Annotated in this window: 13 protein-coding genes; 5 read left to right on the top strand and 8 right to left on the bottom strand. The window is 67.8% G+C overall.

Annotation, left to right across the window (positions count from 1 at the left end):
* Positions 1-384 precede the first annotated feature (384 nt).
* Complete coding sequence (locus AC1DBQ_RS04525; protein ID WP_476927363.1) at positions 385-561, top strand: CsbD family protein; 177 nt, start codon at positions 385-387, stop codon at positions 559-561.
* Between the two features lie 150 nt (positions 562-711).
* On the opposite strand, the gene AC1DBQ_RS04520 is transcribed toward AC1DBQ_RS04525, so the two are convergent.
* From AC1DBQ_RS04520 to AC1DBQ_RS04505, 4 genes are all read right to left on the bottom strand, one after another.
* Positions 712-2,469, bottom strand: coding sequence for an acetyl/propionyl/methylcrotonyl-CoA carboxylase subunit alpha (locus tag AC1DBQ_RS04520; protein ID WP_476927362.1), 1,758 nt, complete (start codon positions 2,467-2,469; stop codon positions 712-714).
* Positions 2,469-4,208, bottom strand: coding sequence for a 5-oxoprolinase subunit B/C family protein (locus AC1DBQ_RS04515; protein ID WP_476927361.1), 1,740 nt, complete (start codon positions 4,206-4,208; stop codon positions 2,469-2,471). Before AC1DBQ_RS04515 ends, AC1DBQ_RS04520 begins: the two co-directional genes overlap by 1 nt.
* A gap of 47 nt (positions 4,209-4,255) precedes the next feature.
* Positions 4,256-5,593, bottom strand: coding sequence for an MFS transporter (locus tag AC1DBQ_RS04510; RefSeq protein WP_476927360.1), 1,338 nt, complete (start codon positions 5,591-5,593; stop codon positions 4,256-4,258).
* Positions 5,594-5,751: 158 nt separating this feature from the next.
* The gene (locus AC1DBQ_RS04505) at positions 5,752-6,510 is read right to left on the bottom strand and encodes a LamB/YcsF family protein (RefSeq protein ID WP_476927359.1); all 759 of its coding nucleotides are present in this window, start codon (positions 6,508-6,510) and stop codon (positions 5,752-5,754) included.
* Between the two features lie 107 nt (positions 6,511-6,617).
* Here AC1DBQ_RS04505 and AC1DBQ_RS04500 point away from each other — a divergent pair, with 107 nt between their 5' ends.
* The gene (locus AC1DBQ_RS04500; protein ID WP_476927358.1) at positions 6,618-7,376 is read left to right on the top strand and encodes a GntR family transcriptional regulator; all 759 of its coding nucleotides are present in this window, start codon (positions 6,618-6,620) and stop codon (positions 7,374-7,376) included.
* A 173-nt stretch (positions 7,377-7,549) separates the two neighbouring features.
* Here the strand turns inward: AC1DBQ_RS04500 and AC1DBQ_RS04495 are convergent, their stop codons facing one another.
* The 4 genes from AC1DBQ_RS04495 to AC1DBQ_RS04480 form a co-directional block, all read right to left on the bottom strand.
* Positions 7,550-8,104, bottom strand: coding sequence for a hypothetical protein (locus AC1DBQ_RS04495; RefSeq protein ID WP_476927357.1), 555 nt, complete (start codon positions 8,102-8,104; stop codon positions 7,550-7,552).
* Between the two features lie 297 nt (positions 8,105-8,401).
* Complete coding sequence (locus AC1DBQ_RS04490) at positions 8,402-9,973, bottom strand: glycoside hydrolase family 32 protein (RefSeq protein ID WP_476927356.1); 1,572 nt, start codon at positions 9,971-9,973, stop codon at positions 8,402-8,404.
* 96 nt (positions 9,974-10,069) lie between these two features.
* On the bottom strand, positions 10,070-11,158 hold the full coding sequence (locus AC1DBQ_RS04485; RefSeq protein WP_476927355.1) for a LacI family DNA-binding transcriptional regulator: 1,089 nt from the start codon (positions 11,156-11,158) through the stop codon (positions 10,070-10,072).
* Position 11,159: 1 nt separating this feature from the next.
* Positions 11,160-12,410 (bottom strand): Gfo/Idh/MocA family protein, encoded by a 1,251-nt coding sequence (locus AC1DBQ_RS04480; protein WP_476927354.1) that lies wholly within the window; start codon positions 12,408-12,410, stop codon positions 11,160-11,162.
* 157 nt (positions 12,411-12,567) lie between these two features.
* On the opposite strand from AC1DBQ_RS04480, the gene AC1DBQ_RS04475 reads away from it, so the two are divergent.
* The 3 genes from AC1DBQ_RS04475 to AC1DBQ_RS04465 all read left to right on the top strand — a co-directional run bounded on the left by AC1DBQ_RS04475 (position 12,568) and on the right by AC1DBQ_RS04465 (position 15,922).
* Positions 12,568-13,524, top strand: coding sequence for a carbohydrate ABC transporter permease (locus tag AC1DBQ_RS04475; protein ID WP_476927353.1), 957 nt, complete (start codon positions 12,568-12,570; stop codon positions 13,522-13,524).
* Between the two features lie 11 nt (positions 13,525-13,535).
* Positions 13,536-14,450, top strand: a complete 915-nt coding sequence (locus tag AC1DBQ_RS04470) for a carbohydrate ABC transporter permease (RefSeq protein WP_476927352.1) — start codon at positions 13,536-13,538, stop codon at positions 14,448-14,450.
* Positions 14,451-14,548: 98 nt separating this feature from the next.
* Positions 14,549-15,922, top strand: coding sequence for an ABC transporter substrate-binding protein (locus tag AC1DBQ_RS04465; RefSeq protein ID WP_476927351.1), 1,374 nt, complete (start codon positions 14,549-14,551; stop codon positions 15,920-15,922).
* Positions 15,923-15,933 lie beyond the last annotated feature (11 nt).

Genomic DNA, 15,933 nt, shown 5'->3' with positions numbered 1-15,933 from the left:
AACAACACCGGCATCAAGCACATCAAACGCACTGCCCGCGGATACCGGAACCCGGCCAATTACAAATCGATTATTCTCATGAGAAGTGCCGTCCGGACGGCGGCATGACACTCATCCGGGATTCGCTTCCCCATGAACCGTGAAGAGCCCTCTTCGGAGTCGATCTGCATACCTTGATCKCCTAGAATTTTGAGCCCGCATTTCATCGCAGTAGCCGCCCGGTGTGTTGCCGATTTGGGTTGTTGCCCCAGCACCGCACGTTAGTCCGGGGCGCCGCATATGGTGATGGAGCTTCGCCCCCACTTTCGACAGTTCTGTTCCTACAATTAATTGTTGGCCTCCATGGCATTCACGTCGCGGGGGCGACCAATAAGGAGGATCATCATGGGCCTGGGTGACAAGATCCACAACGCCGCCGCGAAACTCCACGGCAAGGGCCAGGAAGCCGCCGGCAAAGCCACAGGCAACGACCGGCTGAAGGCCGAGGGCAAACGCCACCAGATCAAAGCCGACCTGAAGCAGGCCGGCGAAAAAGTCAAAGACGCCTTCAAAAAACACTGAAACACGCGCCGCCCGAGGGCGGAGGTGCGGTCCGACGGAACGCACCTCCGCCCAGGCCATGCAACATATCGTTTCTGCCGGCCGACGATTCTCGCCCGGAACCTGCAAGCGCAAAGACCCTGGACGGCCTGGACCGACCTCCAAAAGTAGTCAGCCGATCAGGGCCAGGACCGCTCCGGCCGTGACCACTCCGCCGGCTTCGGTGCGGACGTCGGTGACGGTCCCGTCCCGGTGCGCGGAGACCTGGGTTTCCATCTTCATGGCTTCAAGAACGACCACCGGGTCCCCGGTCGAAACCTCGGCGCCCGGTTCGACCAGCCACTTCACCACGGTGCCGGCCATGTCGGCGCGCAGTTCCCCGGGGTGGGCAGCGGCGGCGGTACCGCCGTCGGACGGCAACGACAGGCTGCCGGGCAGCGCCCCGCCGGAGCGTGCCCAGCCGTCCAACAGGTCGGCCGGAAGCCCGACGGCCAGACGGCGGCCGTCCACCTCGACGGTGATGGTGCGGCGTTCGCCGTCGGGCGCGGTGGTGCTGTAATCGGGATCGGCCGAGATGGAGACACTGTCCGCGAAGTCGGTCTCAATCCAGCGGGTGTGGATGCCCAGCGCATCCTCGGAGGTGAAGTCCGGGGACTCGAGGACGGCCCGGTGGAAGGGCAGCACCGTGGCGACGCCGGTGATGCGCATCTCGGCGAGGGCGCGGCGGGCGCGGCGCAGCGCCTGCTGGCGGTCCGCGCCTGTGACGATCAGCTTTGCGAGCAGGGAGTCGAACTGCGGCGCGACGAAGGAGCCGGAGCGGACGCCGGTGTCGAKACGGATGCCCGGGCCGGTGGGGCCGGCGAACTCGCCGATGGTGCCGGGCGAGGGCAGGAAKCCGCGGCCCACGTCCTCGGCGTTKAGCCGGAATTCGAAGGCGTGGCCGCGCGGTGCCGGGTCCTCGGTCAGGCGCAGCGGCTCCCCCGCTGCTATCCGGAACTGTTCCTGGACGAGGTCGATTCCGGTGGTTTCCTCAGTGATGGGGTGCTCCACCTGAAGGCGCGTGTTGACCTCGAGGAAGGCCACTGTTCCGTCGGCCGCGACCAGGAATTCCACCGTGCCGGCGCCGGAGTAGCCGGCCTCCCGGCAGACGGCCTTGGCTGCGTCGTAGATCAGCGTGGTCTGCTCCGCGCTGAGGAACGGCGCGGGAGCCTCCTCGAGGAGCTTCTGGTGCCGGCGCTGAAGGGAGCAGTCGCGCGTTCCGACGACGACCACGTTGCCGTGCGCGTCCGCCAGGACCTGCGCCTCGACGTGGCGGGGGCGGTCCAAGTAGCGCTCGACGAAGCACTCGCCGCGGCCGAACGCGGCGATCGCCTCACGGACGGCGGAGTCGAAGGCTTCCTCGACCTCATCGAGAACCCGGACCACCTTCATGCCGCGTCCGCCGCCGCCAAAGGCGGCCTTGATGGCGATCGGCAGGCCGTGCTGTTCGGCGAAGGCGCGGGCCTCGGCGGCCGTGTCCACGGGACCGTCKCTGCCGGCGACCAGCGGCGCGCCAGCCCGGACCGCCGCGTCGCGGGCCGTGATCTTGTTGCCGAGCAGCCGGATCGCGTCCGGGCTGGGGCCGATCCACGTCAGCCCGGCATCCAGGACGGCCTGGGCGAAGTCGGCGTTCTCGGAGAGGAAGCCGTAGCCGGGGTGGACGGCGTCCGCTCCGGACTCGGCGGCCACGCCGAGGAGCTTGGGGATGTTCAGGTAGGTGTCCGCGGGCGAGTTGCCGTTCAGGCTGAAGGCCTCATCCGCGGCGGAGACGTGCAGGGCATCGGCGTCGATGTCGGCGTACACGGCGACGGACGCCAGCTGCGCGTCATCGCAGGCCCGGGCTATGCGGACCGCGATTTCTCCACGGTTGGCGATCAGGACCTTGCGCATCAGTTACTCACTTCTTTTTCGGTGGTGTTGTGTTCGAGGGTGCTGGATTCGACCCAGCGGAAGCGGATCTTCCCGCCGATGGGGACCTGCGCGGCGAGGTCCAGCTGGGAGTCGACCACCACGGCGATCACCGGGTAGCCGCCGGTGATCGGGTGGTCGGCGAGGAAGAGCACGGGCAGCCCCTCCGGCGGGATCTGGAGGGCGCCCGCCACGGTTCCTTCGCTGGGCAGCTCGCCTTGACGGGTGCGCTGCAGCGGCGACCCGTCCAGCCGCATGCCGACGCGGTTGGACTGCGGCTTCACCTCCCACTCCTGGCCGGTGAAAGAGTCCAGAGCGGCCTGGCCGAACCAGTCGGCGCGCGGGCCGGGGACGACGTCGAGGACGGTCACCCCGGTGCCCGGGTAGTCCGGCTGCAGCTCGGGGTGCCCGACGACGCCGGACTCGGCCTCGCCGCCGGCGGCAAGGAGCTGCCCCGCGGTCAGGGGTGCGGGGCCGATTCCGGACATGGTGTCCGTGGAGCGGCTGCCCAGCACCGGGGAGACGCCCACTCCGCCGCGGACAGCGAGGTAGCTGCGGAATCCGCTCTGCGGGGCACCGAGGCTGAGCGTTTCGCCGTCGAGCAGCGCGAAGGGGGTGGCCATCGGCGCGGTGCGGTGCCAGGTCTCCCCGGCGCCGTCCGGCGCCGACTCGATGCTCAGTTCCGACGGCGCCCCGGCAACCGCGAGGACCTGGTCCCCGGCGGCCTGGACTTTGAGGCCGCCGGCGACGCTCTCGATCGCGGCGGCCGACGGCGCGTTCCCGACGAGGCGGTTGGCCCGGCGCAGCGAGGCCCGGTCCAGCGCTCCGGCGGCGGAGACGCCGAGGCCGGAGTGACCGTGCCGGCCGAGATCCTGGACGAGGCTCTGCAGGCCCGGCGACACGATCCGGAGTCCGGCGGTGATGCCCTGTATAACGGCGGGTTCCGGCACGGATCCGGAAATTTCCATGGCGGGCTCCGGGGCCGGCCCGGCGGCGGACTCGGCGGCTGGCTCCGCGACTGGCTCAGCGTCCGGCTCTGCTGCAAGCGCGACTGCATCCCGGACGGGGCGGAACTGCACCCGGTGGCCGGGGGCGGCCAGGGCGGGCTGCTCCCGGTCCAGGTCCCACATCCGGGCGTTGGTGCGGCCGATCAGCTGCCAGCCGCCCGGGGAGCGGCGCGGGTACACGGCCGAATAGTTGCCAGCCAGCGCCACGGAGCCCGCGGGGACAKCGGTGCGGGGCGAGCTGCGGCGGGGCACTTCCAGCTGCTCATTCTCCCCCACCATGTAGCCGAAGCCGGGTGCGAAGCCGGCGAAGGCCACGGTCCAGACCTGGCCGGAATGGGCGGCGATCACGCCCTCGGCTCCCAGACCGGTGAGCCGGCCGACTTCGGTKAGGTCCTCGCCGTCGTACACGGTGTCAATGACCACCAGCTCGCCGCCGCGCTGCGCGGGGGCGGTGAGGTCGAGCTGCAGCAGCCGGGYGGCGATGCGCCGGGCCGAGGCCGGGGAATCGGCCTTGACCAGGACGGTCTCGGCGGCGGCCAGGATGTCCTGCTGACCCGGCAGCGGCGTCTCGAGGAGCAGTGCCTGCAGGGCAAGGACGTCCTGGGTGCCGGAGAGTTCGGCGAGGACGGCACGGGTTCCGACCGCCCGCACGGAGCGGACCTTGTGAACCGTGCCCTGCGGAACCGCGTCGTTCTGAACTGCCAGGGTTTCCATTGCTGTCTCCATCATCGCCACCGTTTTGCTGAAAGGATCCGCGCCGCTCAGGCGTGGGCTTCCTGCAGGAGCCGCTCTTCCTCCTGGGTCTGCGGGTTCCGGCCGATGGCCAGGCCGATCACGGTCACGACGGCGGCAACGGCCAGGTAGCCGGCGATCAGGTACCAGTTGCCGGTMGCGGCGAAGAGGGCGGTGAAGATCAGGGGCGCCACGGCGCCGCCGATCACACCGGCGAGGGTGTAGGCCAGCGAGCTGCCGGCGTAGCGGAGGCGGGCCGGGAACTGCTCGGTGATGAAGGCGGCCTGCGGGCCGTACATGAAGGCGTGGAACGCCAGTCCGATCACGACGCCGATGGTCAGCATGAGCACGGACTTGCCCTGGATCATGACGAAGAACAGCGGGATGTACAGGGCGGTTCCGACCGTCGCGATGCCGTACACGAGGCGGCGGTTGAAGCGGTCCGTGAGGGCGCCGGCGGCGGGGATCAGGAACAGCTGGAAGGCGGAGCCGATCAGGATCGCGCCGAGGACGTTGCCCGTGGTCATGCCCAGCTGTTTGGTGGCGTAGAGGGCCACGAACACCGTGAACAGGGAGTAGAGCACGTCGGGGCAGATCCGGGACAGGGCGGCGGCCACGAGGGCGCKGGGTTCCTTGGTGAAGACCTCCTTTATGGGGGCCTTGGGTGCCTCGCCGTGKGCCTGGATGGCCTTGAAGACGGGGGTTTCCTCGAGCTTGAGCCGGATCAGGAGGCCGAAGACCACCAGGAGGGCGGAGGCGAGGAAGGCCACGCGCCAGCCCCAGGAGAGGAAGGCCTCGGTGCTGAGGGTTGCCGCGAGGAGGGCCAGGACGCCGTTGGCCATCAGGTTGCCGGCGGGCGGGCCGATCTGGGCGGCCGAGGACCAGAAGCCGCGCTTCCGGGCATTGCCGAATTCGCTGGAGAGCAGGACAGCCCCGCCCCATTCKCCGCCGACGCCGATACCCTGCGCCAGGCGCAGCAGGACCAGGATCGCCGGGGCGGCGACGCCGATAGCCGAGTAGCCGGGCAGCACGCCGATGAGCACGGTGGCGACGCCGATCAGCATGAGGGTGACCACCAGSACATGCTTGCGGCCGATCTTGTCGCCAAGCCGGCCGAAGATCAYGCCGCCGATGGGCCGGGCGAGGTAGCCGACCGCGAACGTGGAGAAGGACAGCAACAGGCCGACCAGCTCATCGCCCACGGGAAAGAAGATCTTGGGGAAGATCAGTGCCGACGCCACCGAGTAGATCGCGAAGTCGTAGTATTCCAGCGACGTGCCGGTGAGGCTCGCGATGTAGGCCTTGACGGCGCCGGGCGGCAGCTTCCTCTTGCTGGCGGCCGGGGTGGCCTGCTGCGGTGTGGTCATGATTTTTCCTCCAGGTGTGCGGGGTGCTGCCTGTTGCGTGGTGTGCGGTCGGGGGAACCGGGTGGATCCGGTGTGATGCTGTGGTGCTGCGGTGCTGCGGTGCCGCGATGCTGTGAGCGTCGGCCCGGGCGGGGGGCCTTTGCCTTCGGCGATCTGACTTAGACGAACGCGGCGGTGGTGATTCCGGCGGCGTTGAGCGCATCGCGGACGGCCGCGGCCATGGTGACGGCTCCGGGGGAGTCTCCGTGCACGCAGATGCTCTCCGCACGGATCTTCAGGATGGAGCCGTCAATCGTGCGGACGGCGGAATCGGTGGCCATCCGGAGGACATGCTCCGTGACCTCCGCGTGGTCGTGCAGAACCGCACCGGGGAGCGTGCGGGAGACGAGCGTGCCGTCCGGGTTGTAGGCCCGGTCGGCGAAGGCTTCGGTGACGGCCCGGAGACCGGCGGCCTCGGCCAGGCGCAGCACCTCCGAACCCGGAAGGCCCAGGATCGGCAGGTTCGGGTCCACCGATTTCACGGCCTCGACGACGGCGCGCGCCTGCGCGGTGTGCGCCACGATCGCGTTGTAGAGGCCGCCGTGCGGCTTCACGTAGGCCACCTTGCCGCCTTCTGCCGCAGCCAKGGCCTGCAGCGCGCCGATCTGGTAGACGACGTCGTCCGCCAGTTCGCCGGGATCGATGTCCAGGAATCGGCGGCCGAAACCTGCGAGGTCGCGGTAGCCKACGTGCGCTCCGATCATKACGCCTGCAGCAACGGCCTCGCGGCAGGTCAGGCGGATCACGCTGGGGTCGCCGGCGTGGAATCCGCACGCCACGTTGGCGCTGGAGACGGAGCGAAACATCGMCATATCGTCTCCCAGCGTCCACCGCCCGTACGACTCGCCGACGTCGCTGTTCAGGTCGATCGTTCCCATTGTGATCCTCATCTCATGATTGGGCCCCTATCTAGGATGCACCAAAAGTTCCGATTGTTCAACGATTCTTCAATCCAACGATGTGACGATCGTGTAAATTCTGGAGTATGACCAGCTCCGAAGCAGGATCCCGAGTACTTTCCGCCACGCCTCGAAGCGGAGCGGGCGCCGCGGCGGATAAGAAGCGCGAGGCCGCGGCAGGGGCCGCCCTGGGTGCGGCGGCACGGCTGCGCGTGGCGGTGCCGTCCGTGGCGGACCGGGTGGCGKCTGAACTGCGCCTGCAACTGGCGGAGGGGCTGCTCCTGCCGGGAGCCCGGCTTACGGAGTCGACCATCGCGGAGGATCTGGGCGTCTCCCGTAACACCGTCCGCGAGGCCTTCGCTGAACTGGCGGCCGAGCGCTTGGTGGTCCGCCACCCGAACCGGGGCGTCTTCGTGGCCAGCCTGGAGGCCGGGGACATCCACGACGTCTACACGGTGCGCCGCGCCATCGAAGTGAGCGCCATCCGCGGCGGCGGCAGCCCCGGGCGCGTGGCAGCGGTCCGCGCCGCTGTGGAGGAGGGCAAAGCCGCGGCCGCCGCCGGTSACGAAGAGGCCTTGGGCAACGCCAACCAGCACTTCCACGGCGCGATCGTGGCCCTGGCGGAGAGCCGCCGGCTGGACACGATCATGGCCCAGGTCCTGGCCGAGATGCGGCTCTTCTTCCACAAGGCCACCCTGGATGCGCACTTCTACCAGGGCTGGCTGCCGGACAACGAGGAAATTTGCGCGGCCCTGGAAGCCGGCGACCTGGACCGCGCCGGGGACCTGCTGCTGGCCTACCTGGACCGTTCCGAGGAGCGCCAGGCTGCCGTCCACGGGGACTGAGCGGCCGGTCAGGAAAGCCCGGCGACGCTTAGTCAGCCCTGCGACGCGCAATATTCCTGCCGACACCTGGATTCCGGCATCGGTGGGAATTTTGGGTGTCGTCGGAAACTCTCCGCATCATGGACCCGGTCAGGGCATTCAGTCGGTGGCGCCGGTTAGCCTTGCGCCCGCGGTCAGGACAAGCACTCGTCCACGATCTTGCCGGCAACACMGCCAATGACCGTTCCCAGTCCGGCGCCCGCCGCCCCGCCGAGGATGCCGCCGATAGCGGCTCCGGCCCCTGCGAGCGTCTCCTGCCAGTTGCCGCCGGGCTTCTTGTAGACCACGGTCGTCCCGCCGCCGCTGTCGGTGCCATCCGTGGCCACATAGGAGCCGGCCGACGCCGACGCGAACGCCAGCGCTACGGGGCTGGCGCCGGGCTTMAGGAGCATTTCGTCGTAGGTTTTCCGGACCTCGTGGTACGCGGCAGACGCGTCCTTCTTCCCGGATGTGGCAGCGAATCCTTCCTCACAGATCCCGACCAGGACCGGCAGTTCGGATTCGGTGATCAGGCCCATTTCCAGGAGCTTGTCGAGGATTATTTTGGTGGCCGCCAGACGGTCACCTTTGGCCTCCCGCATGATGCGTTCAGTTTCGCGGGCTACCGCACTTTGCAGGTCGCCGACGCCGACCCCCACCGCCGGGGCCTTGTGCCAGGGCCGATTTTCCAAGGGCTGCTTGTCCATCATTGTGCCGCACCTCCATCAACTACCGTCTTGCAGATTCGCACAGGTTACGCCCGCGGGAATCCCTCCGGTAGACCTTTCGGCAACCGCGGCGGACGCCCGGAACAGGACGAAAGTCGGCTACCAAAAAATGCCGGTGGCGGCTGCGGCCTGAGTGTCGGGCAAACGGCGTCGGGGTTTCCCCATGTTTGCGGGATCCGGCCGGCGTGTTGCACCGAACCGCCGGCACTTGGCGACGTCGAGCCGTTGAAGGTGGGGAATCTCCGCGGCGGAACCCGGAGAATTCAACGGCACGCGAGCCTAGCGGCGCCGGATGTCCAGCATCCGCACCCGCGCTCCGTGGCCCTCCGCGAACAACGCCATTCCGGTGCTGGATTCCGCCGGGAAGACGAGGTCCGTGAGGACGGCCAGGCCGTCCTGGGCGAAGACCTCCACCGAGCAGGCGTCCAGGTATACCTGTAGCCGCAGCCGCCCGGCATCGAGGGGCACGTGAACGTGTTCCACCGACGCGAAACCCTCGTGGAATTCCACGGCGCCGGACTCCCGACGGTCCAGGGACAGCCTGGACGTGGCGGTGTCATAGGCCAGTACGGTCCGCTCGGCGCCGCCGGTCCGGAGCAGGAAACCCACCCTGGCGGCGGTTCCCGGCTCGATCTCGACGTCGATGCGCGCAGCGGCTGAAGCGGCACCCCCGACGGCGTCCGAATCCGGCGCCACAAGGTCCACGGTTCCGGGGTGCAGTTCCCGGGAATCCAGGGAGATCAGGCKGKCGTCCGGGCCGTCGAAGGGATCGACTGCCGCCTGCCGCAGGACGACACCGCCGGAGGGCAGCCGTGTCAGGGTGACTTCCCGCGCCAGGGACATGGCGCCGCGCCAGCCTTTGGTTGGTGTCTTGCCCGCGTAGTCCCAGTTGTTCATCCAGCCGATCATGATCCGGCGGCCGCCGGGGGCGTCATTGAAGGAAACGGCCGCGTAGTAGTCCCGGCCCCGGTCGAGCCAGGCATAGTCCGGCATCCGGCTTCCGTCCGGCTTGAGGCCCTCGGTGACCGTGGTCTCCGAACGGAAGTGCACGCCGTCGAACGTGCCCGTAAAGTACTGGGCGCCMGAGCCGCCGGCAATGCCGCCCGGATTGAGGTTGACCACCAGGATCCATTTGGTGTCGGCCGGGTCGCCGTCCACCGCGAGGGGAAAGAGGTCAGGGCATTCCCAGTCGCCGCCGGTGGCGTTCGCGGGGCCGAAGCTGCTCAGGTATTCCCAGTCTTTCAGGTTCGCCGACCGGTAGAGGACCACCACACAGTCCGTGGCCTCCACCGCGGCCATCACCCAGTAGCTTCCCGCGGGGCCGTCGTAGCGGAACACCTTGGGGTCGCGGAAGTTGGCAGAAGCACGGTCCAGGACGGGGTTGCCGGCGTACTTGGTCCAGGTCTGGCCCCGGTCCAGGCTGTAGGCCAGGGACTGGGCCTGCCGCCCGCGCAGCGGCGAGGCGTCGGTGTATGCGCTGGTGTAGACGGCCACCAGCGGCGGCGTCCCGGGGGTGCCGAAGCCGCTGGTGTTCTCCGKGTCGAACACCACGGAGCCCGAGAATATCGCCTCGTTCCCGTCGCAGGGAATGGCGACCGGCTGTTCCTCCCAGTGCAGGAGATCCGGCGACGTCGCGTGACCCCAGGACATGTTCCCCCAGGCGTCTCCGGAGGGGTTGTGCTGGTAGAAGAGGTGGTACGTGCCGTTCAGGTGGATCAGCCCGTTGGGGTCGTTGAGCCAGTTTATGTCGGCCGAGTAGTGCCACTCGGGCCGGAACGGGTCGGCGGATAGCKGCAGGGACGCGGCCGCTTCCGGCACAGCAGAAACAACAGCAKATGCGGGKAGATTCATGGGGACCTCTGGGGTTCGGCAGGGCGCGGCTCATCAACGCGCCCGGTATGTGGAACGGGGAACGGTACGAAGAACGGGGACGTGCGGGCGGGAACCTTAGCTGGCAGGCCCGGCAGGCAGACCCGGCACGGCGGCGGCGGCGGGAACGGGCAGGGGCACGGGCACGCAACCGCAAGAAGCCCGGAGGACCAGGTCCACGGGGAAGATCCTGTTCCGGGTGGGAGACACGCCGTCGAAGTCGATGAGCGCTTCGACGGCGGCCTCGGCCATGGCCTGGACAGGCTGCACGACCGTGCTCAGCGGCGGCCAGCTGTACTCCGCCTCGGCCGAGCCGTCGAAGGAGAAAACAGCCAGATCCTCGGGAACCCGAAGGCCCGCCTCGGACACGGCGCGCAGCAGCCCGACAGCCTGCAGGTCGGAGCTGACAAAAACGGCGRTGGGCCGGTCCGCGGACGCGAGCAGCCGCTGCCCGGCCCGGTAGCCGCCCTGCCGGTCGAAGTCGCAGCGCAGAATGGGCCCTTCCGGGAGCCCGGCTTCCGCGAGCCCTTGCTGCCACCCGACTTCGCGGGCATCCAGATCATTGCCGGAGTTCATACCCATGACCAGCGCGATCTTGCGGTGGCCGTGGCCCGCCAGGTGCTCGACGGCACGCCGGGAGCCTTCCAGCAGCTCCACGCCCACCSAGTTGAAGCCCGGCACCTCGCTGCTGTGGTTGAGCAGCACGGCGGGGATCTCGGAATGCTCGAGTTCGGTGAGGTCGGGTTCGAACAGCACGCTGGAGAGGAAGACGCCGTCCACGCGGCGGCTGGCAAGGTTCCTGATCTGGCGGCGTTCGTTGGCTGCCGATCCGCCCGAGTTGGCCAGCAGCAGGGCGTAGCCGCGGGCGGCGGCGGCTTCCTCCACGGCGCGGGCCAGAGTGGCGAAGAAGGGGTTGGTGGTGTCCGGGACCACCATGCCGAGCATCTCGCTGGAGCCCAGCTTCAGGGCCCTGGCCKCGGCGTTCGGCCGGTATCCCAAGGCGCTGATGGCCTCGCGCACCTTGGCGGCCGTCGCCGGGGAGACACGCTTGGGGCCGTCGTTGACCACATAACTGACGACGGCGGTGCTGACACCGGCCAGCCGGGCCACGTCTTTGCGGGTGATCGTGGGCCTGGCAGGGGCTGGCGAGTGTGGCACAGTGACCATGCTACCGCCGGGTTTCCCCGGCGGACCCCTCCCCACCACTTCCCTGCGCGGCCAGCTTGGCCGGGGCGTCGCCGTGGTCCGGCACGGGCAGCCGTTCCCCGCCGCGGAGGGCGGACTGGTGCGCGACGATGCCCGGCAGGGTGTAGCGGGCGGCTTCCCAGGCGTTGACGGGCGGGAGCGTTCCGGTGTCGACGGCGGTGGCGAAGTCATCCACGAGGAAGTGGTGGCTGCCCTCGTGCCCGTTGTGAAGTCCGCGGAACTCGGCGGGAAGCCGGCCGGCGTCGTGCACGGGCGCCATCCCGGAGGTGAAGGCGTCCCGCAGGGCCGGTGCGACGCCGGCCAGCGCGGGATCGTCGGCGTCGAGCGTGGCCCGGGTGGCCAGTTCCTCGCTGACATCGGTCACGGACTCCTTGTCCTGCCACACGCTGACCAGGGCCAGTTGCTCGAAGCTGGCTTCGGTACCGAAGTACCGGAAGCGGCTTTCGCGCAGGTGGGAGGGGTAGCCGACGCGGCGCATCTCGTTGATGCGCATGGACCCGCCGGTGGAGAGTTCGAACAGCGCGGTGGCGTTGGAGAAGTCGTTGCCGAACATGCTGATGTCCTTGTCGAAGACGCCGTCGCCGCGCTCGTCGGGGACGCCGATACAGCTGACGCTGACGGTATGGCCGCCGATCGCGCCCAGCACCCCGCCGGTGGAGTGGGTGGGGTACAGCATGGGCGGGTAGCTGGCGGTGCGTTTCCAGTCCTCCCCGCCGCTGTACTGGTAGGCCTCGTAGAAGCCCAGGTCCATGTCGTGCACGTAGTCGCCCTCGGCATAGAAGATGCGGCCGAACGCGCCCTCGGCCCGGCGCTTGCGGGCGTACACCGTGGCGGGGTTGTAGTAGCTGGTCTCGCCCATCATGTAGGTCAGGCCCGTCTCGCGGACGGCCTCGATGATCCGCGCGATCTCGTCCTCGCTGATGGCCATCGGCACGGCCGAGTAGACGTGCTTGCCGGCGCGGAGCGCCTGCAGGACCAGCGGCCCGTGGGTCCAGCGCTGGGTGAAGATCGCGACGGCGTCGAGGTTGCTGTCGAGCATGGCCTCGAAGCTGGGATACGTCCCCGCCAGGCCAAGCCGCTCCCGGAGGGCCTCGGCCCGTTCCGGCAGGACGTCGGTGACCTGGACTTCTGAAATCGCGGGGTGGGCGTCAAAGAGTTTGGCGAAGGCGCCCGCGAACTGTCCGGCGCCAACGATGCCTAGTGAGAATGTCATGCAGGMAAGTTTCACATCAGTTTCTACTCGAGTCAATACCTGATGATGAGCGGAAAGTTTCACCCCGGAAACATGAAAGAAACTGTTGCGCATTCGAAAGTTACTCGTGTAGATTCAAGCCTCAGTTGTAATCCACCTCACAGCGGAGGAACCACAAATGACCACCACAACTGCCCGCGGAGCCGCCCCGGCCCGCAAGGCGCCCGGCACGGGAACAGGCGACGCCGCCCCCCGCCGCCGGCGTCGAACCCGGAGCGACCTGAGGGTCGCCCTTCTCTTCATCGCCCCGGCCATGCTCGGCTTCGTGGTGTTCTACCTTGTGCCGAGCATCCGGGGCCTCTACCTGAGCTTCACCGAATACAACATCCTCGGAACGCCGAAGTGGATCGGCGGCGCCAACTACGCGGCAATCGCCAAAGACCCGCTGTTCTGGAACGCGCTGGGCGTCACCAYCCAGTACGTCCTGATCAACATCGTCCTGCAGACCGCCCTGGCCCTGGGCCTGGCCCTTTTGATGCACCGGGTCGCCAAGTCGACCTTCATCCGCGGCAGCCTGCTGCTGCCCTACCTGATGGCGAACGTGATCGCCGCGCTCCTGTGGTTCTGGCTGCTGGACTACCAGATCGGCATCGTGAACAACCTCATCGACGCCATCGGACTGCCCCGAATCGCCTTCTTCGGCAGCGAGGAATGGGCCATCCCCACCCAGGCCCTGATCAACACCTGGCGGCACATGGGCTACACGGCCCTGCTGATCTTTGCCGGCCTCCAAGCCATCCCCCAGCACCTGTATGAGGTCGCCAACCTGGACGGCGCCTCACCCTTCCAGACCTTCCGGAAGATCACCATGCCGCTGCTCCGGCCCGTCGTCGTGCTGGTCCTGGTCGTCACCGTTATCGGCTCGTTCCAGGTCTTCGACACCGTGGCCGTCACCACGCAGGGCGGCCCGATCAACGCCAGCCGCGTCCTGCAGTACTACATCTACCAGCGGGCGTTCACGGAGTCTGACTTCGGTTATGGCTCGGCCCTCGCTGTCATCCTCTTCGTCATCCTCGCCCTGGTCGCCTTCATCCAGATGAAGTTCCTCAAGGGCAACGAGTCGGACCTGGACTAAGGAATCCCAGCATGACCACAGCCACTTCAGCCATCCCCGCCCGGCGTCCCCGCCGCTTCAACTGGCGCCGCGCCGGAGCCTGGGCCCTTGTGGTCCTTGCCGTCGCCGTCTCGGTACTGCCCTTCTACTGGGTCCTGCGCACGTCGCTGTCCTCCAACAGCGCACTGGCCAGCAACGCGTCCAACCTGCTGCCGGCCGACTTCAACCTCGGCGCCTACAAGCGGGTCCTCGGCCTCCAGACCGCCCAGGAAGCCATGGCGGAAGGAGGTTCCGGAGCCAAGATCGACTTCTGGATCTACCTGCGCAACACCGTCCTGTTCGCCGGGATCACCACCGCTGGCGCCGTCTTCTTCAGCGCCATGGCCGCCTACGCCTTCTCCCGCCTGCGCTGGCGGGGCCGGAACGCCGTGTTCAGCCTCTTCCTGGCCACCATGATGGTCCCGCCGATCTTCACCGCACTTCCCAACTTCCTGCTGATCAAGAACCTCGGCCTGCTGAACACCATGCTCGGCATGGTGCTGCCCTACCTCTTCATGACCCCGTTCGCGATCTTCTTCCTGCGGCAGTTCTTCCTGAACATGTCCCGTGAAGTGGAGGAGGCCGCCATGCTCGACGGCGCCAAACACCTGCGCATCTTCTTCCAGATTGTCCTGCCCAACGCCGCCGCTCCGATCGCCACCCTGGCGCTGCTGACCTTCATCGGGCAGTGGAACGAGTACTTCTGGCCACTGCTGGTCGGCAACCAGGAAAACGTCCGCGTTCTCACTGTCGGCCTGGGCGTCTTCAAATCCCAGTCACCCCAGGGTGCACCGGACTGGTCCGGTCTCATGGCCGCGACCCTCATCTCCGCGCTGCCTGTCCTGCTGCTCTTCATCGCCTTCGGCAAGAAGATCGTCAACTCCATCGGCTTCTCCGGAATCAAGTAACCCGCCCCAACCTGTGCTGGACGTTCCAGCCGCCCCCGCATCCAAAAACACCGTCCCGAAAGCCCCTTCCCKAAAACACCGTCCCGAAAGGACCCCCCGTGAACAAGAAAGCAACCGGCAAGAAAGCAGTCGGCGCCCTCGCCGCCGCGKCCGCCGCTGTCCTCGCCCTCTCCGCCTGCGGAAGCGGCGGAGGAGCCTCAGGCGCCTCAGGCGAGGAAGCCAAGGGCGAGATCAGCTACTGGCTCTGGGACTCYAACCAGCTCCCGGCCTACCAGCAGTGCGCCGATGACTTCCACACGGCCAACCCGGACATCACCGTCAAGATCACCCAGCGCGGCTGGGACGACTACTGGAGCACCCTGACCAACGGCATTGTCGCCGGCACCGCCCCGGACGTCTTCACCGACCACCTGGCCAAGTACCCCGAGTTCGCCAAGACCGGCCAGCTACTGGCCTTGGACGATGCCGTCGCGAACGATCACGTCGACCTCACCCAGTACAACAAGGGTCTCGCCGATCTCTGGGTCGGCGAGGACGGCAAGCGCTACGGCCTGCCCAAGGACTGGGACACGATCTCGCTCTTCTATAACAAGAAGCTCGCCGCCGGCGCCGGAATCAGCGATGAACAGATGAAAACCCTGACCTGGAACCCGCAGGACGGCGGCACCTATGAAAAGGCGATCGCACACCTGACCGTCGATAAGAACGGCAAGCGCGGAGACGAGCCCGGCTTCGACAAGACGAAGGTGGAGGTCTACGGCCTCGGCCTGAACAGCTCCGGCTCCGGCCAGGGCCAGACCGAGTGGAGCTACCTGACCGGCACCACCGGGTGGACCCACACGGACAAGAACCCGTGGGGCACCCACTTCAACTACGACGACCCCAAGTTCCAGGAATCCATCGCCTGGTTCGCCGGCCTGGCCGAGAAGGGTTACATGCCCAAACTGGAAACCACCGTCGGTGCGAGCATGGCGGACACCTTCGCCGCCGGGAAGTCTGTCATCAACGCCCACGGGTCGTGGATGATCGGCCAGTACACCGGCTACAAGGGCGTCGACGTCGGAATCGCCCCGACCCCCACCGGCCCCGACGGCAAGCGGTCCTCCATGTTCAACGGCCTGGCCGACTCCGTGTGGGCCGGCACAAAGAAGCCCGCCGCCGCCGTGAAGTTCGCCGAGTACCTGGGCTCCGCCGCCTGCCAGGACGTCGTGGCCTCCAAGGCCGTGGTGTTCCCCGCGATCAAGTCCTCTTCGGACAAGGCAGAAGCGGCGTTCAAGGCCAAGGGCGTGGACGTGACGCCCTTCACCCAGCAGGTCAAGGAGAGCACCACCTTCCTGTTCCCGATCGCTKACAAGGCGGCCAAGGTGGACGGCATCATGAAGCCGGCCATGGACGCCGTGGTCTCCGGAAAGCAKCCGGCCAGTTCCCTCTCGCAGGCCAACGACCAGGTCAACTCGCTGTTCAACAAGTAGGCCGTTCAACA

This window comes from Arthrobacter sp. 10T413_2 (assembly GCF_056394205.1).
This window is presented reverse-complemented; position numbering and strand designations above follow the sequence as displayed.